The sequence below is a fragment of the Cutibacterium sp. LaCa_89 genome (genome assembly GCF_058177555.1).
The window spans coordinates 1,514,965-1,533,525 of record NZ_CP190889.1 but is presented as its reverse complement, the minus strand read 5'-3'; the positions used below and the strand labels follow the sequence as shown (position 1 = coordinate 1,533,525).

At 64.2% G+C, this 18,561-nt stretch carries 15 protein-coding genes; 13 read left to right on the top strand and 2 right to left on the bottom strand.

What is annotated here, in order from left to right:
- Positions 1–9: 9 nt before the first annotated feature.
- Positions 10–414, top strand: coding sequence for a DUF3052 domain-containing protein (locus ACP8LP_RS07070; RefSeq protein WP_004811605.1), 405 nt, complete (start codon positions 10–12; stop codon positions 412–414).
- A 101-nt stretch (positions 415–515) separates the two neighbouring features.
- Here the strand turns inward: ACP8LP_RS07070 and ACP8LP_RS07065 are convergent, their stop codons facing one another.
- Entirely contained in the window at positions 516–2,753 is a 2,238-nt protein-coding gene (locus tag ACP8LP_RS07065; RefSeq protein WP_063279695.1) for a glycoside hydrolase family 3 C-terminal domain-containing protein, read from the bottom strand.
- Between the two features lie 154 nt (positions 2,754–2,907).
- Here ACP8LP_RS07065 and ACP8LP_RS07060 point away from each other — a divergent pair, with 154 nt between their 5' ends.
- The 11 genes from ACP8LP_RS07060 to pyrE all read left to right on the top strand — a co-directional run bounded on the left by ACP8LP_RS07060 (position 2,908) and on the right by pyrE (position 16,135).
- The gene (locus ACP8LP_RS07060) at positions 2,908–4,518 is read left to right on the top strand and encodes a glycoside hydrolase family 13 protein (RefSeq protein ID WP_484483057.1); all 1,611 of its coding nucleotides are present in this window, start codon (positions 2,908–2,910) and stop codon (positions 4,516–4,518) included.
- Between the two features lie 174 nt (positions 4,519–4,692).
- Positions 4,693–5,706 carry an L-glyceraldehyde 3-phosphate reductase gene (gene mgrA, locus ACP8LP_RS07055; RefSeq protein ID WP_036975936.1) on the top strand — a complete coding sequence of 338 codons (1,014 nt, stop codon included), beginning with the start codon at positions 4,693–4,695 and terminating at the stop codon, positions 5,704–5,706.
- Positions 5,707–5,863: 157 nt separating this feature from the next.
- A complete protein-coding gene (pyrR, locus tag ACP8LP_RS07050) occupies positions 5,864–6,439 on the top strand; it encodes a bifunctional pyr operon transcriptional regulator/uracil phosphoribosyltransferase PyrR (protein WP_016667483.1) in 576 nt (191 codons plus the stop codon).
- Positions 6,436–7,380, top strand: a complete 945-nt coding sequence (locus ACP8LP_RS07045; protein ID WP_016667484.1) for an aspartate carbamoyltransferase catalytic subunit — start codon at positions 6,436–6,438, stop codon at positions 7,378–7,380. The genes pyrR and ACP8LP_RS07045 overlap by 4 nt, the downstream gene beginning before the upstream one ends.
- Positions 7,377–8,714, top strand: a complete 1,338-nt coding sequence (locus tag ACP8LP_RS07040; RefSeq protein ID WP_063279696.1) for a dihydroorotase — start codon at positions 7,377–7,379, stop codon at positions 8,712–8,714. The genes ACP8LP_RS07045 and ACP8LP_RS07040 overlap by 4 nt, the downstream gene beginning before the upstream one ends.
- Complete coding sequence (locus ACP8LP_RS07035) at positions 8,711–9,799, top strand: carbamoyl phosphate synthase small subunit (RefSeq protein ID WP_063279697.1); 1,089 nt, start codon at positions 8,711–8,713, stop codon at positions 9,797–9,799. The genes ACP8LP_RS07040 and ACP8LP_RS07035 overlap by 4 nt, the downstream gene beginning before the upstream one ends.
- Entirely contained in the window at positions 9,799–13,005 is a 3,207-nt protein-coding gene (gene carB / locus ACP8LP_RS07030; RefSeq protein ID WP_063279698.1) for a carbamoyl-phosphate synthase large subunit, read from the top strand. The genes ACP8LP_RS07035 and carB overlap by 1 nt, the downstream gene beginning before the upstream one ends.
- Entirely contained in the window at positions 13,005–13,799 is a 795-nt protein-coding gene (locus ACP8LP_RS07025; protein ID WP_016667488.1) for a dihydroorotate dehydrogenase electron transfer subunit, read from the top strand. Before carB ends, ACP8LP_RS07025 begins: the two co-directional genes overlap by 1 nt.
- Positions 13,796–14,719: a dihydroorotate dehydrogenase gene (locus ACP8LP_RS07020; protein ID WP_016667489.1), complete on the top strand. Its 924-nt coding sequence runs from the start codon at positions 13,796–13,798 to the stop codon at positions 14,717–14,719. The genes ACP8LP_RS07025 and ACP8LP_RS07020 overlap by 4 nt, the downstream gene beginning before the upstream one ends.
- A 26-nt stretch (positions 14,720–14,745) precedes the next feature.
- On the top strand, positions 14,746–15,456 hold the full coding sequence (pyrF, locus tag ACP8LP_RS07015; RefSeq protein WP_016667490.1) for an orotidine-5'-phosphate decarboxylase: 711 nt from the start codon (positions 14,746–14,748) through the stop codon (positions 15,454–15,456).
- Between the two features lie 28 nt (positions 15,457–15,484).
- Positions 15,485–16,135, top strand: a complete 651-nt coding sequence (gene pyrE / locus ACP8LP_RS07010; RefSeq protein WP_016667491.1) for an orotate phosphoribosyltransferase — start codon at positions 15,485–15,487, stop codon at positions 16,133–16,135.
- A gap of 126 nt (positions 16,136–16,261) precedes the next feature.
- Here pyrE and ACP8LP_RS07005 read toward each other — a convergent pair whose 3' ends face one another.
- A complete protein-coding gene (locus ACP8LP_RS07005; protein WP_016667492.1) occupies positions 16,262–17,068 on the bottom strand; it encodes a fructosamine kinase family protein in 807 nt (268 codons plus the stop codon).
- Between the two features lie 35 nt (positions 17,069–17,103).
- On the opposite strand from ACP8LP_RS07005, the gene rimO reads away from it, so the two are divergent.
- Entirely contained in the window at positions 17,104–18,528 is a 1,425-nt protein-coding gene (gene rimO, locus ACP8LP_RS07000; protein WP_036976576.1) for a 30S ribosomal protein S12 methylthiotransferase RimO, read from the top strand.
- Positions 18,529–18,561: the final 33 nt, after the last annotated feature.

The following is an 18,561-nucleotide window of genomic DNA, read 5'->3' as shown; positions in this document are numbered from 1 at the left end:
TGAGGATTCGTGGGAAGCGGCACCGATTTGGACAAGCTCGGTCTCGAGGCCGGGCAGGTGGTCCAGGAGCTCGGTTGGGACGATGACGTTGACGAGGACCTCCGTCAGGAGGTCATGGACATCATCGACGGCGACATGATCGAGGATTCGATCGATGCCGTCGACATCGTCTGGTTGTGGTTGCGTGCCGAAGACGGGGATGTGGCCGATGGACTGGTGGACGCCATGCGCGACCTCTCCGACGACGGTTTCATCGTGCTCGTCACCCCGAAGGTGGGACGTCCTGGCACCATCGATCCGGCAGATCTTTCCGACGGTGTCGACACCGCTGGCATGGTGCTGACGACCAGTTATGACGCCGGCGAGGACTGGCAGGCCCACAAGGTCTTGCGTCCCCGCGGTGGACGTCGTTGACCTGGTCCACTCCCTGACTCAGTCTGATCTCATCCAGGCGTGCGGCGGCACGCTTCCTTTGACATGCATCGGTGACCTGTCATGGGCCATCGACTCGCGTCTCAGTCGCCGAGCATCTCGTCGAGTTCCTCCGGCGTCATGATTGGCGCCATCTGGAGCATCTTATAGGCCGGCATGGCAAGGATGAAGGCAGCCGTTGTCGGGTCGCTGTCAAGGTCGATGCCGGTTTGCTCGGTGGCCCGCCGGACCTTGGCGGCGAACTCCTCATCCGCGGCCATCCACTCAGCCACGGTGGAATCGCGACGCAGCGGGTGGTGGACTGTCGGGGCGTCGAGGATGACCACTCCGGTCAACGGAAGATCGCGACTTGACCTGCCCACCTCAACCCTGACAGTGCCTGGCTCGACGGCCCATGACTGCAGCAGGATGTCCCAGTAGGACAGGTCTCGACGAGTGAGGTCAATGGTGATCGATCGGCTCTTGCCGGGGGCCAACTCCACGCGGCGGAAGGCCTTGAGTTCGCGTACACAGCGGTTGACAGTCGCGTCGGGGAATCCCAGGTACACCTGCGGGACGGCGGAACCAGTGCGGTCACCGGTGTTGGAGATGGTGAAGGTGACGGTGAGCACCGACTCGTCCTGGGCGGTCTCGTCGGTGACGGGCCGGACGGCCAGATCGAGATCGGAGTAGTCAAAGGTCGTGTAACTCAGTCCGTGGCCGAAGGGATAGGCAACCTCGCGCTCGATGACGTCAAGGCCGCGGTAGCCGATGTATCTGCCCTCGCCGTAGGTGACGTGCTGAAACTCTCCAGGAAAGTTCAACTGGGCAGGGATGTCGGACAGCGTCACCGCGATGGTCTCGGCGAGGTGTCCGGAGGGATTGACCTTGCCGGTCAGGACATCGACGACGCCGGATCCGCTGGCCTGTCCACCTAGCCAGCACTCGACGATGGCGTCGGCCTGGTCGTCCCACTCGGCCATGCCCACCGATGATCCATTGGAAAGGACGACGATCGTGTGGGAAGCGACCTTGCTCACACAGGCCAGAAGATCGAGCTGGTCGGCCGGTAGATCGGTGTTCGTGCGGTCGTAGCCCTCGGACTCGGCGACGGCCGGAAGCCCGAGGAAGAGGACGGCTGTCTTACCCCGGGCCAATGACTCGGCGTCTTCGGCCAGACGGGGATCAGACTCGCCGGTGAGGGCGAATCCGGGAGCGAAGGGGACGTCGCCCCAGATATGGCGCAGACTGTCCAGCGCGGTGTCGACGCGAGTCGGATTGACCTTGGATGACCCCGCTCCCTGAAAACGTGGCGTGCGTGCGAACTCTCCGATGACGACGACGTCGTCCGGGCCGGTCAGTGGCAGGGCGTCCCCGTCATTCTTGAGCAACACCGCCGAGGCAGCAGCCGCTCGACGAGCCAGCTGATGATGGGCCTCGGTGTCGTAGCTGCCAGGATCCGCCATAGCCGCAGACGCCTGAGCGACGAGGGTGAGAATCCGCGCCACAGCGGTGTCGAGGACCTCCTCGTCAAGATCACCGTTGCGTACCGCCTCGACGATCCGGGCATCGTTGTGGGGAGCATCGCCGGGCATTTCGAGATTGAGTCCGGCACGTAACCCTTCGACCCGATCGACGACGGCGCCCCAGTCAGAGATGACGAGACCGTCGTACCCCCATTCGTTGCGCAGTACTTGGGTCAGCAACCAGCGATTCTGGCTGCAGTAGACCCCGTTGAGGGCGTTGTAGGAGCACATCACCGTCCAGGGCTTCGCGTGCTTGACGACCATCTCGAAGGCAGACAAGTAGATCTCGCGTAGAGTGCGTTCGTCAATCCCGGCGCTGACTCGCAGTCGGTCGGTCTCCTGGTTGTTCGCGGCGAAGTGCTTGAGCGACGCTCCGACTCCCTGGGACTGGATGCCGCGCACCAACTCGGTGGCCAGAATCCCGGCGAGAACCGGATCCTCCGAGAAATACTCGAAATTGCGTCCGCACAGTGGGGAGCGTTTCATGTTGATGCCAGGACCGAGCAGGACGGACACCGCCTCGGCTCGCGTCTCCTCACCCAGAGCCGCGCCGACATCATGGACGAGTTCTGGATCCCACGTCGATGCCAACCCAGCAGCGGTGGGGAAACAGGTCGCGGGGACGGAGTCATAAATCCCTGCCATGGATCCGTCGGCAACCTTGCGCAGGCCGTGTGGACCATCCGTCACCATCGGTCCGGGAATCCCCAGCCTTTCGACGGTCTGGAGGTGCCAGGAATCACCTCCTGAGCACAAGGAGGCCTTCTCCTCGAGGGTGAGCTGGGAGATGAGGTCGGTGATCTCAGCTGGGGTCATGCTGGCTCCTTCGTCAACGTCGAGACCATTATCGTCCTGGCCTGCGACAGATCAGGGGAGAGGATGTTCTGGCTTGTCACGGCGGAATCATGAGTCAGCATCGCAAGATCGAACTGGACCAGTAGGCTTGGCGCCCTTGGCAACAGGAGGTGCGATGTCCCAGCAGTGGTGGAGCGACGGAACCGTCTATCAGATTTATCCGCGTAGCTTCGCCGACGCCAATGGTGACGGAATTGGCGACCTGGCCGGTATCCGCGACCACATCGATCACCTTGTCGAGCTCGAGGTCGACGCCGTGTGGCTCAGCCCCTTCTACCCATCCGGATTCGTTGACGGTGGATACGACGTCATCGACTTGCGCGACGTCGATCCAGTCTTCGGAACCCTCGATGACCTTGATGACCTCATCGCCGATCTGCATGCGCACGGCATCAAGGTCATCATCGACATCGTCGCCAACCACACCAGTGACCGGCATCCGTGGTTCCGGGAGGCTCTGGCATCCGGACCCGGCTCACCGGCACGGCAGCGATATCACTTCCACGACGGCGACGAGCCTCCCAGTGACTGGGTGTCGATTTTTGGTGGCTTGACGTGGACGCAGGTTCCTGACGGGCAGTGGTACTACCACTCCTTCGCACCAGAACAGCCAGATCTCAACTGGGACAACTCCGAGGTGCAGCAGGAGTTCCTCGACATCCTGCGCTTCTGGGCCGACCGAGGGGTTGACGGTTTCCGTGTTGATGCCGCGTCCCTGTTGGCCAAGGATCTCCACGAACCGCTCCCCTCCAAGGCGGACCTGGACGCATGGCCCATCGGCGAGGACCACCCTCTGCAGGATCGCGACGCCACCATCGAGATCTTCCATTCCTGGCGACGGCTCCTGGATTCCTTCGACCCGCCTCGCGCTGCGGTGGCCGAGGCAACGGTCCCGGCGGCTCGCCTGCCCCGGTACACCGACCCCTCCTCCTTGGGCCAGGCCTTCTTCTTTGATCTGTTGTCCGCCGAGTACGATGCGGAAGTCTTTGCCGACGTCATCGACCGGTGCATCACGGCCGCATCGGGATCGTCGGTGACTTGGGTGCTCAACAACCACGACACCGTCAGGTCGGCCAGCCGATACGGCACGGTCTATCCGGGGCTGGGTGAGAACGGCTGGCCCATCCGCAAATACGGCGGGGACTGGTTACAGGCCGGTGGCGACCCGGCGATGTGTGATGCGGCCCAAGGCCTACGCCGGGCGAGGGCCGCCGCTCTGGTGATGCTGGCCTTGCCCGGTTCGGCCTACCTCTATCAAGGTGAGGAATTGGGTCTGCAGGAGGTTGCTGAGATCCCGGTCGACCAGCGTCAGGACCCAACATTCTTCCGTCGCGGTGACGAGGAGGTCGGGCGGGACGGTTGCCGCGTCCCCCTGCCGTGGGAACCGATCGGGCCTTCCTACGGATTCGGGCCGGCGGGGCCCCACCTACCGCAGCCGCTGTGGTTCTCCCACTACGCCGTCTCGACGCAGAGAAACGACCCCGCCTCAACCCTGACGATGTATCGCGACGCGCTGCGGCTGCGCAAGGAGCTCATTGGTAACGATGACCTGTTCTGGACCAGTCACGGCGAGAACGACGTCCTGGCCTTTCGGCGAGGGAAGTGGCTCATCGTCTCCAATTTCGGTGATGACCCCAGCCCGCTCCCCGGGGGTACCGTCGAACTGGCCTCGGGTATCGTCACGGATGAGCTCCCGGGGGAGACGACGGTGTGGGTTCGTCGCTGAGATCGGTCAGGTACCGCGTCTCGAATCCTAGCGGCTGAGCATCGAGACTGGTGTCCTTGCACTGTGCCAATCCTGAGTCGTGACCACTATCCCGTAACGATCGTGGCGGGCAGCGATGTGACGAGGTCCTGGACACTTGCTCCCACCACGGCTGACTGTCGGTACGCTGAGGCCATGGCAGTGAGCACCTATGGGGCAGCCCAAGATCGCTACGACACCATGGAGTACCGACGTTGCGGGACCAGCGGTTTGCTGCTGCCTGCCATCTCCCTGGGCCTGTGGCACAACTTCGGAGACCTTCACCCAGGGTCCACCCAGCGTGCCGTGCTGCGTCGCGCCTTCGACCGTGGCATCACCCACTTCGATCTCGCCAACAACTACGGTCCGCCCTACGGTCAGGCGGAGATCAACTTCGGCCGCATCTTGGCCACCGACTTCAAGCCCTACCGTGACGAGCTCATCATCAGTTCCAAAGCGGGTTACGACATGTGGCCTGGCCCCTACGGGCAGGGAGGCGGCTCCCGCAAGTACCTCATCGCCTCCTGCGACCAGTCCCTCAGGCGCTTGGGCCTGGACTACGTCGACATCTTCTACTCCCACCGCTTCGACCCGGACACCCCGCTCGAGGAGACCATGGGATCCCTCGACCGGATCGTCCGCTCCGGACGCGCCCTCTACGTCGGCATCTCCTCCTACGATCCGGAGCAGACCGAGAAGGCAGCCGCCATCGCCCGCGACCTCGGCACCCCGCTTCTCATCCACCAGCCGCGCTACAACATGTTTGACCGCTGGATCGAGGATGGCCTCGTCGACACCTGTGAGCAGGAGGGGATGGGCATCATCTGCTTCTCCCCGTTGGCCCAGGGAATCCTCACCGACAAGTACCTCAGAGGCGTTCCGGCCCAGTCCCGGGCTGGCATGGGCGCGGTTTCCCTGCGTCCCGAGCAGATCGACGACGCCACCCGCGCCGCCGTCTCGGCCCTCAACGCGATCGCCAAGGACCGCGACCAGACCCTCGCCCAGATGGCTCTGTCGTGGATCCTGCGGGATTCCCGCATCACCAGCGTCCTCGTCGGTGCCTCCTCGGTGCCGCAACTGGACTCCGACCTTGACGCGCTGGGAGCGACACCGTTCACCGACGACGAGAGGGTGAACATCGAGTCGGTGCTCGCTGATCACGCCTGCTGAGACAACTTCAGCCCGGGTCGTGCTACGCTCCTAGCGACGCCCTTTAATGGCGATCCCGTGAGGTCGCGAAGGTCGTGCCAACAGGCGGCTGCGCATGTGCGCGTCGCCCGGTGTGCTCCACCCTCGCACCCGCGGTGTCCAGCGGTAGGAGCCTGTTATGCAACTCACCCAGTCATCCGGCCAAGTCACCGTTCTCGACTCCAAGGCTTTGGAGCGGGCGCTGACGAGAATCTGTTACGAAATCGTCGAGCGCAATGAGGGGCTCGACCAGTTGGTCATCGTCGGTATTCGCACCCGCGGCGCATACCTGGCACAGCGAATGGCCGCCAAGCTGTCCTCCCTGAGCGATGTGGATGTTCCCGTCAGCGAGCTGGACATCACCTTGTACCGGGACGACCTCGATCCCAATGAGCACCGCGAGCGTCCGCAGAACCCGGTGCTCTCCGGCAACAACGTCCCGAGGGACCTGGCCGGCAAGACGGTCGTCCTCGTCGACGACGTCCTCTTCACCGGTCGCACCGTGCGGGCTGCCCTTGACGCCCTGCTCGACACTGGCCGTCCCGACCGCATCCTGCTGGCTGTCATGGTTGATCGCGGTCACCGCGAGCTGCCGGTCCGTGCCGATTTCGTCGGGAAGAACATCCCCACCTCTCTGGGGGAGGCTGTTGACGTCCGCGTCACCGAAGTCGATGGCGAGGACGCCGTCACCATTCGAAAGGTGGCATCCCGATGAGTGCTGAGGTCGTTGACGAGTTCGACGTCGACTACTCCGGACGTCACTTCCTGTCCGTGGAGGACATGTCCAATGACGACGTCATGAAGATCATCGATCGCGGACGTCAGTTCAAGGCCGGCGAGGCCCCGCACGTCGGGCCTGGGCACGTCGCCATCAACATGTTCTTCGAGAACTCCACCCGAACCATGACGAGCTTCCAGATGGCCGAGCACCGCCTGGGCATGAAGGTCCTCGACTTTGATCCGGGACACTCCAGCGTCACCAAGGGGGAAAGTCTCTACGACTCGGTGCGCACGGTCGACGCTATCGGTGCCGAGGTGGCCGTCATCCGCCACTCCACCAACCATTACTACGACTACCTGTTGTCGACCGGGATGCTCGGTCTGTCGGTCGTCAATGGTGGCGACGGTTCCGGCCAGCACCCCAGCCAGTGCATGCTCGATCTCATGACCATTGCCGAGGAGTTCGGTCACGTCGATGGCCTGACGGTCGCCATCAGTGGGGACATCGCCCACTCGCGAGTGGCTCGTTCCGATGCCCAGATCCTTGCCCGTCTTGGTGCCAATGTCGTCTTCACCGGCCCGCGCGAGTGGATGGACCACGACGTCACCAGGCTTGGCACGATGGCCACCCTCGACGAGATCATCTCCGACGTCGACGTCACCATGATGCTGCGAGTCCAGCACGAGAGGTTCGACGCCGGCCCAGACTTCTCCGCCACCGACTACCTGCAGGCCTTCGGACTCACCGACGAACGGGCGAAGCGGATGAAGCCGAACGCGATCATCATGCACCCGGCTCCGGTGAACCGAGGATGTGAGATCTCCGGTCACCTCGTGGAGGCCCCCTCGTCTCGTATCTTTGAGCAGATGGGGAACGGAGTCATGGTGCGAATGGCCATTCTGGAACAGGTGCTGCAGGCCAGGGAGACGAAGTGAGCCGAAGGGTCCTCCTCACCGGGTTGACCATGCTGGAGGGAGCCACCCCGGTTCCCTCCCAGCTCCTCGTCCACGATGACCGAATTGAAGCCATTTCACGAGGTCGTCGCAATGCCCTCGACGGAGCCGACGCCGAGGTCATCGACCTGGGCGGGGCTCTCGTGACTCCCGGCATGGTGGACCTGCACGTCCATCTGCGCGAGCCGGGACAGGAGCACAAGGAGACCATTGCCTCGGGCACTGCCGCCGCAGCCCGCGGCGGGTGGACGACGATCTGCGCGATGCCGAACACCGTGCCCGACCCGCACACCGCTGAGCTCATGGCCGACCTCAAGCGCAGGATCAAGGAGTCAGCGATGGTGCGAGTGCGGCCCATCGCTCCCATCACCGTCGGGCTGACGAGTGCCGATCTGGTCGACGTCGATGCCCTGACCCAGGCCGGGGCCGTGGCCTTCTCCAATGATGGCAAGGGCGTCCAGCTGGCCGGAACGATGTACGACGCCATGCGCGCTGCCGCCGCGGCGGACCGTCCCATCGCTGCCCATGCCGAGGACGAGTCCCTGGTGCGTGGCGGGGTCATCAATGACGGACGCCGGGCCCGTGAACTCGACCTGCCGCCCATGACCCGTCTCACCGAGACCGTCCAGGTGGCCCGAGACGTCATGATCGCAGAAGCCACCGGGGCCCAATACCACCTGTGCCATGCCTCGACCAGGCAGTCGATTCGCACCCTGCGTCGTGGCCGGGAGGACGGTGCGCGGGTCACCGGCGAGGTAGCACCCCATCACCTGCTGCTGGCTGACGAGGACATTCCTGGCGACGACGGGTTCTACAAGATGAATCCACCGCTGCGCACTCGGGATGACGTCGACGCCATGGTCGAGGGGCTGTGTGACGGCACCTTGACCTGCATCGCCACGGACAATGCCCCGCACGCCGGCGCTGAGAAGGACTGTTCCTTCCGCAATGCCGCCTTCGGGGTCATCACGAATGAGCACACCTTCGCCCTGCTGTACACGAACTTCGTGCTGAACCGTCGATTCCGCCTGGACCAGTTGGTCGACTGGCTCACCGTTGGGCCTGCGGACACGTTCGGGCTGGCCGATGCCGGACGACTGCGAGTGGGTGGACCGGCCGATCTGGCCGCCTTCGACCTGCAGACCCAGACGACGATCATCCCCGAGGAGGGTGCCGGCATGGGACGCAACACCCCATTTGCCGGTCGTCCCGTCCTCGGTGACTGCGTGCTGACGATGGTCGGTGGCCGGACGGTGCACCGTCGAGGACAGCAGATCGGCAAGACTGATGACCACGAGATGGGAGACCCGCGATGAGCAGACGCACCCTGTTGTTGGCCGATGGGACGAGTTACGAGGGGGAGGCCTTCGGGGCTGACCTCGAGGTGAGGGCCGAGGTCGTTTTCACCACTGGGATGACCGGTTATCAGGAGACCCTCACCGACCAGTCCTACAACGGACAGATCGTCACCTTCACCTACCCCCTCATCGGAAACTGCGGCATCAACCGCGACGACATGGAGTCCCTCTTCCCGACGACTGCCGGGGTCATCTGCCGAGAGGTGCCGCGACTGGCCAGCAACTGGCGCAACCGACGCAGCCTCGACGAGTTCCTCACCACCCATGGCATTCCAGGCCTGGCTGGTATCGACACTCGTGCCCTGGTGCGACGACTGCGTAACGAGGGGGTCATGAAGGGGGTCCTGCTGGGCCCGGGCGCCGATCTCGACGCCGAGCTGGAGAAGCTGCGCGACACCCAGCTTCCCACCGACCAGATCGCCCAGGTTTCCACCCGCACCGCCTATCCGTCGCCCCTGGGTGGACGCAGTGTGGTGCTCCTCGACTTCGGCCTCAAGCACTCCATCCTGCGCGAGCTCGGCAAGCGGGGATGCGCCGTCACCGTGGTGCCCTGGAACATCTCGGCCGACCGGGTGCGTGCCCTGGCCCCGGACGGCATCATGTTGTCTAACGGCCCCGGCGACCCGAAGTCGATCCCGCAGGTCCAGGACGTTGTGCGTGAGCTCCAGGAGGACTATCCGGTCTTCGGTATCTGTATGGGCCACCAGGTCTTCGCCCTGGCCAACGGTGCTGACACCTACAAGTTGTCCTTCGGACACCGTGGTTTCAACCACCCGGTGCGTGAACTGTCCACCGGACGGATCGACTTCACCAGCCAGAACCACGGATACGCCGTCGATCCCGACTCAGTGGCCGGGACGGAGTTGGAGATCACCCACATCGAGATCAATGACGAGACGGTCATGGGTGTGCGTCACACCCGTCTCGGGTCCTTCTCGGTGCAGTACCACCCCGACGCGGCCGCCGGGCCGCACGACGCAGCCCACGTCTTCGACGACTTCGTGGCACTCATGGACGCCAATCACTCTGGAGGCCAGAACTGATGCCCCGCCGCACCGACCTGCATCGCATCCTCGTCATCGGATCCGGTCCGATCGTCATCGGTCAGGCCGCCGAGTTCGACTACGCCGGCACCCAGGCCTGTCTGGCCCTCAAGGAGGAGGGGTACGAGGTCATCCTCGTCAACTCCAACCCAGCCACGATCATGACCGACCGCGACATCGCCGACAAGGTCTACATCGAGCCGATCACCCTGGAATTCGTCTCCTCAATCCTGCGCCGGGAACGTCCCGACGCCATCGTCCCCACCCTGGGCGGCCAGACTGGTCTCAACATGGCCACCGAACTGGCTAAGTCCGGGATCCTCGACGAGTTGGGCATCGAACTGCTGGGAACCAAGCTCTCCGCCATTGAGAAGGCGGAGGACCGTGACCTGTTCAAGCAGCTCATGGACGAGCTGAGCCAGCCGGTGCCGGCTTCCGAGATCGTCCACACTGTCGACGAGGCGGTTGAGGTGGGTAACACCATCGGTTACCCGCTCATCGTCCGTCCCGCCTACACCCTCGGCGGTACCGGCGGCGGTATCTGCCATGACGAGGCCGAACTGGTTCGCATCGTCGGGAAGGGTCTGGAACTCTCCCCGGTCACCGAGTGCTTGGTCGAGCAGTCGATCGCCGGGTACAAGGAGATCGAGTACGAGATGATGCGCGACGGCGCCGACAACACCATGGTCGTCTGCACCATGGAGAATTTCGACCCGGTCGGTGTCCACACCGGAGACTCCATCGTCTTCGCCCCCACCCAGACTCTCACCGACGTCGAGCACGAGATGTTGCGCGACGCGTCGATCGAGATAGTCCGGGCGCTGGGCATCGAGGGAGGCTGCAACGTCCAGCTCGCCCTGGACCCGGAGTCTTTCCAGTACTACGTCATCGAGGTCAACCCGCGAGTCTCGAGGTCCTCGGCCCTGGCTTCCAAGGCCACTGGCTACCCGATTGCCAAGATCGCTGCGAAGATTGCCGTCGGTATGACCCTCGACGAGATCCGCAATCCGGTCACCGGGACGACCTGGTCGATGTTCGAGCCCATGCTCGACTACGTCGTCGCCAAGATTCCGCGCTGGCCCTTCGACAAGTTCGCCCGGGCTGATCGTCGTCTCGGCACTCAGATGAAGGCCACCGGCGAGGTCATGGCTCTGGGGCGCACCATCGAGGAATCCCTGCTCAAGGCAGTGCGCTCCCTGGAGATCGGCGTCGACCACATTGCTCTGCGTGATGTCGCGGACCTACCTGACGACATCCTCGAGGAACGCCTGCTGCACGCCCGTGACGACCGTCTCTTCTGCTTGGCCGAGGCGATCCGCCGCGGTCGCACTGTGCACGAACTCCACGAGCAGACCAAGATCGACGTCTTCTTCCTCGACAAGATCGCCCACATCCTCGAGATCGAGGAGAGGCTGCGGGCCTGCCCTGATGATCCGGAGACTCTCTGGATCGCCAAGCGCAACGGCTTCTCCGATCCGGCCATTGCCCACTTCTGGGGCAGGACCGCCGATGAGGTACGCAACCGTCGAGTCGAGACCGGTATCAAGCCGGTCTACAAGATGGTCGACACCTGCGCCGGCGAGTTCGACTCCTCGACCCCGTACTTCTACTCGACCTACGAGATGGAGAACGAGTCGGTGAAGTCGAATCGCCCCAGCATCCTGGTGCTGGGTTCCGGGCCGATCCGCATTGGTCAGGGCATCGAGTTCGACTACGCCACCGTGCACTCGGTCAAGGCCATCCAGGCCGCCGGGTATGAGGCGATCATCATGAACTCCAACCCGGAGACGGTGTCCACCGACTTCTCCATCTCCGACAAGCTGTACTTCGAGCCTCTCACCATCGAGGACGTCATGAACGTCATCGACCTCGAGCAGCCGGAGGGGGTCATCGTCCAGTTCGGTGGCCAGACGGCCATCAATCTTGCGGGCCCGCTGGAGGCTGCCGGGGTGCCGATTCTGGGCACCCAGCTTGCCGACCTCGACCGCGCCGAGGACCGTGAGGGATTCGAGTCCCTGCTTGCGGAGCTGGGGATCCCACAGGCTCCTGGTGGTACCGCCCGGTCCACCGAGGAGGCTCTGGTGGTCGCCGAGGAGCTCGGGTACCCGGTGCTGGTGCGTCCTTCCTACGTCATTGGTGGTCGTGCCATGGCCATCGTGACGAGCGCCGAGGAGCTCAGGCGGTACATGCGCGACGCCGTCCACGCCAGCCCCGACAAGCCGGTGCTGGTGGACCGTTACCTCAACGGTCTTGAGTGCGAGGTCGATGCCATCTGTGACGGCACCGACGTCCTCATCCCCGGCATCATGGAGCACATCGAGCGTGCGGGCGTACACTCCGGAGACTCGATGGCCGTCTACCCGCCGCAGCGGATGGGCCAGCGGGTCGCAGATCGCATCGTCGAGGTGACGACGGAGCTGGCCCTGGGACTGAACACCAAGGGCATCCTCAACATCCAGTTCGTCATCGCCAAGGACCCCTTGAGCGGTGCGGACACGGTCTACGTCATCGAGGCCAACCCTCGTGCCTCGCGCACCGTTCCCTTCCTGTCCAAGGTCACCGGGGTGTCGATGGCCGAGGTGGCCACCCGGATCATCCTCGGGGAGAAGCTCTCGGACCTCGATCTGCAACCTGGACTGCTGCCGGTCTCCACGCGCATCCACGTCAAGTCTCCGGTGTTCAGCTTCTCCAAGCTCGACCTGGTCGACTCGCACCTGGGACCGGAGATGAAGTCGACCGGTGAGGTCATGGGTTCTGACGACACCGTCGAGAAGGCGTTGTACAAGGTCTTCGAGGCCGCAAGTCTGCACGTCCCCGAATACGGCAGGATCCTCATCACGGTGGCCGACGACGCCAAACCCGAGGCTCTCACCCTGGCCCGTCGCTTCGACCGGATTGGATTCCAGCTCGTCGGCACCAAGGGCACCGCGCGGTTCTTCGACGAGGGTGGCCTGAGGATCGACGTGGCCGAGAAGATCGGGTCGGGGGAGGCTGGTTCCACCGAGTCCGTCCTCGACCTCATCAGTCGCAACGGCTGTGACGCCGTCATCAACGTCATGGGCAACGGCCAGGGCACCATCATCGACGGAAAGCAGATCCGTCGTGAGGCCATCGCCCGGGGCATCCCGCTGTTCACCTCCCTCGATACCGCCGCAGCGATCTGCCGGGTGATGGAGTCGCGAGCCTTCTCGACGGAGTCGATCTGATGAGCGGGGCCACGGGGCAGCGTCCGGCCCCTCAGATGATGGAACTGACGGATCGCCAGGAGATTGCCCGCGGGGTGTACTCGGTGCGGCTCATCCCTGACAGGCCGATGCCGAGGGCCGTCCCGGGAACCTTCCTCGACCTGCTGCCCGGTGGGTTGCACGTGCTGCGTCGGCCACTGTCCATAGCTGACGCGGACGAGGAAGGATACACCCTCATCTTTAGGGTGGTCGGACGGGGAACCGACGAGCTGTCGCGGGTGCCTCTCGGGGCAAGGATGGATGTCCTCGGCCCGCTGGGACACGGATTTGCCCTCGACTCCGTGCAGTCTGGACAACGGGCCCTGCTCGTTGGTGGAGGTGTGGGCATCCCGCCGCTGTACCTGCTCGGTCGTCGCCTCGTGGAGCGTGGCGTCCAGGTGCAGTTCCGACTGGGATTCCGGGGCCGCAACGACATCTTCTGGGCTGATGAATTCTCCCAGCTGGGCGAGGTGCTCATCTCCACCGATGACGGGTCGGTGGGGACGAGGGGGACCGTCGCCCAGATCGCCGAGACTGACGCAGCGCGACGGTTCATCCCCGACATCGTGCAAGCCTGTGGGCCCATCCCGATGCTGAAGTGGGTGAAGTCGGCCCTGGCTCCGACGGTGCGCACTCAGCTCTCCCTGGAGGAGAGGATGGCCTGCGCGGTGGGTGCCTGCTACGCCTGTGTCATCGGGGACGCCGGGGACCCCGATCATCAGTTCCGGGTGTGTTACGACGGCCCGGTGTTCGAGGCCGAGGAGGTCGTGCTGTGAACAGGTTGGCCGTCTCGCTGCCGGGCTTGGAGCTCAAGAATCCGATCATGCCCGCCAGCGGGTGTTTTGGCTTCGGTTCCGAGTATGCCCAGTACTACGACCTGTCAGTGCTGGGATCGATCATGATCAAGGCGACCACCGTTGAGCCGCGTCCCGGCAATCCGGTTCCTCGGGTCGCCGAGACCCCCGGCGGGATGCTCAATGCCATCGGTCTGCAGAATCCGGGTCTCGACGTCGTCATGGCCGAGAAGCTGCCGTGGCTGGCCGAGCGCTTCCCGAACCTGCCGATCATTGCCAATGTCGCCGGGTACACTACCGAGGACTACGTCACGGTTTCAGAGGTCATCTCGACCGCTCCGAACGTGGCAGCCCTGGAGATCAACATCTCCTGCCCCAACGTCAAGCGCGGAGGAATCACCTTCGGCACCAATGCGACCGCCGCCCACGACCTGACGAAAGCCGTCGTCGCGGCCGCCAACGTGCCGGTTTACGTCAAACTGTCTCCCAACGTCACCGACATCACTGAGATCGCCAGAGCGGTCGCTGACGCCGGGGCCGACGGCCTGACCCTCATCAACACCCTCACCGGGATGAGGATCAACCTGGGATGGCGAAAACCTGTCATCGCCAACGGCACGGGCGGGCTCTCCGGGCCAGCCGTCCTTCCCATCGCAGTGCGCATGATCGACGCCGTCACCCGGGTTGTCGACATCCCCGTCATCGGGATGGGTGGGGTGATGACCAGCGCCGATGTCCTGGAACTCATGATGGCTGGGGCCTCGGCGGTCGCCGTCGGTACCGCCAACTTCACCGATCCGGTGGCATGTCCCAAGATCATCGACGGCCTTGAGCCGCTCATGGACGACCTGCACATCCCCAGCCTCGAGGACCTCCGCACCGAGGTCCGTCGGTCTCGCTGATCATCGACCACCATCAAGGAGTACACATGGACACCAGCCGTCCGATCATCGCCCTCGACCTTCCCGGCGCCGAGGCTGCCCTCGACTTCGTCGCGAAGTTCGACGAGAGCCTCTTCGTCAAGGTGGGGATGGAACTGTTCTACGCGGCAGGTCCGAGTGTCATCACCAGCCTCAAGGATGCCGGGCACGATGTTTTCTGCGACCTCAAACTCCACGACATCCCCAACACCGTCAAGGGCGCGGCCGTAAGCCTGTCCCGGCTGGGAGCAGATCTGCTGACCGTCCACGCTGCGGGCGGAAAGGCCATGATGGAGGCAGCTCTGGAGGGCCTCGGGGATGCGGCCGAGACCACTCGTGTCATCGCCATCACCCAGCTCACCTCGACCTCCCCAGAAGCGCTCAAGACCGAGCAGCTCATCGAGGTGCCGCTGGCCGAATCGGTGCGTAACTACGCCAAACTTGCCCAGTCGGCCGGTCTGGCCGGTGTCGTCTGCTCGGCCCATGAGGCCGCCGACATCGCCTCGGTGACGGGTCCGGACTTCCTGCGTGTCACCCCCGGTATCCGTCCGGCAGGCGCCGCAGTGGGGGACCAGTCCCGGGTTGCCACCCCTGGCAACGCGGCCTCGATGGGGTCCTCGGCCATCGTGGTGGGCCGTCCCATCACCAAGGCCGACGACCCGGTCGCGGCCTATCACGCCATCCGCGACGAATGGAATGCCGGACGCACGGCAGCCTGACGACAACACCACCTGGAGGAAGACCGTCATGACCGTCACCAACAAGGAGATCGCCCAGCAATTCGCCGAGCGTCTGCTCGACATCGAAGCTGTCTCGCTGTCCCCGGATGCCCCGTTCACCTGGGCCTCCGGCCTGCACTCACCGATCTACTGCGACAACCGCGTTACCCTCTCGGACCCACAGATCCGTGACCTCATCGCCTCGGGCCTGGCTGATCTGGTGCGCGCGAATTTCGATCAGGTCGACGTCGTCGCCGGGACCGCCACTGCTGGCATCGCCCACGCCGCGCTGGCTGCCGATCGTCTCGGAGCCCCGATGGCCTATGTCCGTTCCGCCCCGAAGGACCACGGACGCGGCAACCAGATCGAAGGACGCATCCCGGCCGGCTCCAAGGTCGTCATGGTCGAGGACCTCATCTCCACCGGCGGCTCGGTGCTCAAGGCTGCTCAGGCCGTCGAGCGAGAGGGATCGACGGTGGTCGGCGTCCTCGCCTTGTTCTCCTACCAGTTGGAGAAGGGGCATCGTGCGTTTGAGGAGGCCGGCCTGCCTCTGTACACCCTGTCGAACTACCCGACCCTCATCGAAGTGGCAGCGGAGTCCGGACGCATCACCCCGGAGCAGCTGGCCACCCTGCAGACCTGGTCCTCAGATCCGCAGGCCTGGTCCGACTCCCACTGATTCCTTTCATGTGAGCCTGTCCAGGCTGGCCTCATCGGCTCACATCGATGCCGAGAACCGGCTGGTGAGACATATTCGTGGCCTCCTCACATGGCGGGGCCATGAGCTCGTTCCTGGGGAAAGCGATCAGAGGTAGCGGCGTGCTACCTCGACGGTCTCACCGACATATCCGCCGCCGAAGAGGAAGCAGTGGACGATGAGCATGTGGAGCTGGTGCAGCCCAACTCGCTCCTGCCAACCGTCGGCCAGTGGGGACTCCTCGTCGTAGGCGGCACGAATCTCGTTGGTGAAGGGGGCACCAAAGACCGACAAGGAGGCAAGGTCCTCCTCGGCATGACCACCTTGGGCAGCAGGATCGATGAGGACGACTCCGTCGGAGGTCCACATGAGGTTCCCGGACCACATGTCACCGTGCGTACGCGCGGCAGGATCGGTCACCAGGGCGGGCTGGTCGTGGTCGAACACCCCGCTGGCCAGCCGGTCGACGAGTTTGGACATGATCGCGCGGGCGTCGGCGTCAAGGCTGTCCATGTAGGGCTCGATGCGCTGGTGGGCGTAGAACTCTCCCCATGAGTCGATGTGTTCGGAGGGCAGGCGCAGGGGAGCGCGGCCGATGTATCCGCCGTCAGGGGTGAACCCGTCGGGAGCCGCTCCCAGGTGGGATGCCCCTGCTGCGTGGGTGTGAGCCAGGCGTCGACCGAATTCCTCAGCCGCCTCACGGGTGGGACGGATCGGGGAGAGCTCGGGTTCCGTGAGCCAACCATTGCCATGGTCCAACACCTCGACGATCGCAGCTCCAGCGGGCTGAGCAGCCGCGAGCCATGTCAACCCGGCAACCTCGTAGTCGATGGCGTTCTTGTGGTGATCGGTCTTACGAAAGGTCATGTATCTCACGGTAGACGCGTAGGATGCAGCCGAAACCACCTCGTCCATCAGAATGGAGTCTCGTGTCTGTCGGTGATCACCTCATGACAGTCCATCTCGTGTCGATGGGCTGCGCCCGCAACGACGTCGATTCCGAGGAGCTTGCGGCCCGCATGGAGGCTGGCGGATTCCGTCTCGTCGACGACCCCAGCGAGGCCGAGACGGTCGTCGTCAACACCTGCGGATTCATCGAGCAGGCCAAGAAGGACTCCGTCGACACCTTGCTGGCAGCCGCAGACCTCAAGGGCCACGGGCCAACCCAGTCGGTTATAGCGGTTGGGTGCATGGCCGAGCGCTACGGACGTGAACTGGCCGAGTCCCTCCCTGAGGCTGACGCCGTGCTGGGATTCGACGACTACGATGACATCGTCGATCGACTTCGCACCATCCTCGACGGGGGATCCATCGAGGCCCATGTTCCGCATGACCGTCGCACCCTACTCCCGATCAGCCCGGTCGACCGCAGGTCAGCCAGCTCAGGTGTGTCGATTCCCGGCCATGGCACCGCCCCTGATTTGTCGGCCACGATGGCCCCGGCTTCGGGACCTCGAGCCACCCGACGCCGTCTCGGCTCGGGACCCAGCACAGCGCTGAAGATGGCCTCGGGCTGTGATCGTCGCTGTGCCTTCTGTGCCATCCCGCGATTCCGTGGCTCCTACCTCTCCCGACCTGCCGCCGAGATCGTCGAGGAGGCACGCTGGCTGGTTGACCATGGCGTCAAGGAGGTCTTCCTCGTCAGTGAGAACTCCTCCTCCTACGGCAAGGATCTGGGGGATCTGCGCGCTCTGGAGAAGCTCCTCACCGGCCTGGATAATGTCGACGGACTGGAGTGGATTCGGGTGTCCTACCTGCAACCCGCGGAGCTTCGACCAGGGCTCGTCGACACCATGCTGGCGACCGCCAAGGTCGTGCCCTACTTCGATCTGTCCTTCCAACACGCATCAGGGCCGTTGCTGCGCCGGATGCGCCGCTTCGGTGACGCCGAGTCCTTCATCGACATCATCGAGTCCATCCGTTCGCGTTGTCCGGAAGCCGGCTTCAGATCGAACTTCATCACCGGCTTCCCCGGCGAGACCGAGTCCGATGTCGAAATCCTCGCCGATTTCCTGCAGCGGGCGCGTCTCGATGTTGCTGGCATCTTCGCCTACTCCGACGAGGAAGGCACCGAGGGAGCCACCCTCGACGGCCATGTCGACGAGGACGTGATTGCTGCACGACGCGAAGATCTCGCCGATCTCATCGACGAACTCGTCTCCCAGCGCGCCGAGGATCGTATCGGCACCCGTGGTCGGGTCATGATTGAGGAGACCGACGAAGTCATCGTCGGCAGGGCGGAGCATCAGGGCCCGGAGGTCGACGGGGTCGTGACCCTCGTCGATTCTGCCGGAGTGAGCGTCGGCGACATCGTGGATGTCGATTTCGTCGGCTCTGACGGCGTCGACCTCGTCGCGCGCCCGGTACTGACCTGAGCGTCAGTGCCACGGCATCGGCACTACCGTGGT

Excerpts from the sequence above, each read along its gene's own strand:
- ACP8LP_RS07065 (WP_063279695.1), bottom strand. The coding sequence starts at position 2,753 with ATGACCCCAGCTGAGATCACCGACCTCATCTCCCAGCTCACCCTCGAG.
- ACP8LP_RS07045 (WP_016667484.1), top strand. The coding sequence starts at position 6,436 with ATGAGTGCTGAGGTCGTTGACGAGTTCGACGTCGACTACTCCGGACGT.
- ACP8LP_RS07035 (WP_063279697.1), top strand. The coding sequence starts at position 8,711 with ATGAGCAGACGCACCCTGTTGTTGGCCGATGGGACGAGTTACGAGGGG.
- ACP8LP_RS07060 (WP_484483057.1), top strand. The coding sequence starts at position 2,908 with ATGTCCCAGCAGTGGTGGAGCGACGGAACCGTCTATCAGATTTATCCG.
- pyrE (WP_016667491.1), top strand. The coding sequence starts at position 15,485 with ATGACCGTCACCAACAAGGAGATCGCCCAGCAATTCGCCGAGCGTCTG.
- mgrA (WP_036975936.1), top strand. The coding sequence starts at position 4,693 with ATGGCAGTGAGCACCTATGGGGCAGCCCAAGATCGCTACGACACCATG.
- carB (WP_063279698.1), top strand. The coding sequence starts at position 9,799 with ATGCCCCGCCGCACCGACCTGCATCGCATCCTCGTCATCGGATCCGGT.
- ACP8LP_RS07005 (WP_016667492.1), bottom strand. The coding sequence starts at position 17,068 with ATGGACGAGGTGGTTTCGGCTGCATCCTACGCGTCTACCGTGAGATAC.
- rimO (WP_036976576.1), top strand. The coding sequence starts at position 17,104 with ATGACAGTCCATCTCGTGTCGATGGGCTGCGCCCGCAACGACGTCGAT.
- pyrF (WP_016667490.1), top strand. The coding sequence starts at position 14,746 with ATGGACACCAGCCGTCCGATCATCGCCCTCGACCTTCCCGGCGCCGAG.
- pyrR (WP_016667483.1), top strand. The coding sequence starts at position 5,864 with ATGCAACTCACCCAGTCATCCGGCCAAGTCACCGTTCTCGACTCCAAG.
- ACP8LP_RS07025 (WP_016667488.1), top strand. The coding sequence starts at position 13,005 with ATGAGCGGGGCCACGGGGCAGCGTCCGGCCCCTCAGATGATGGAACTG.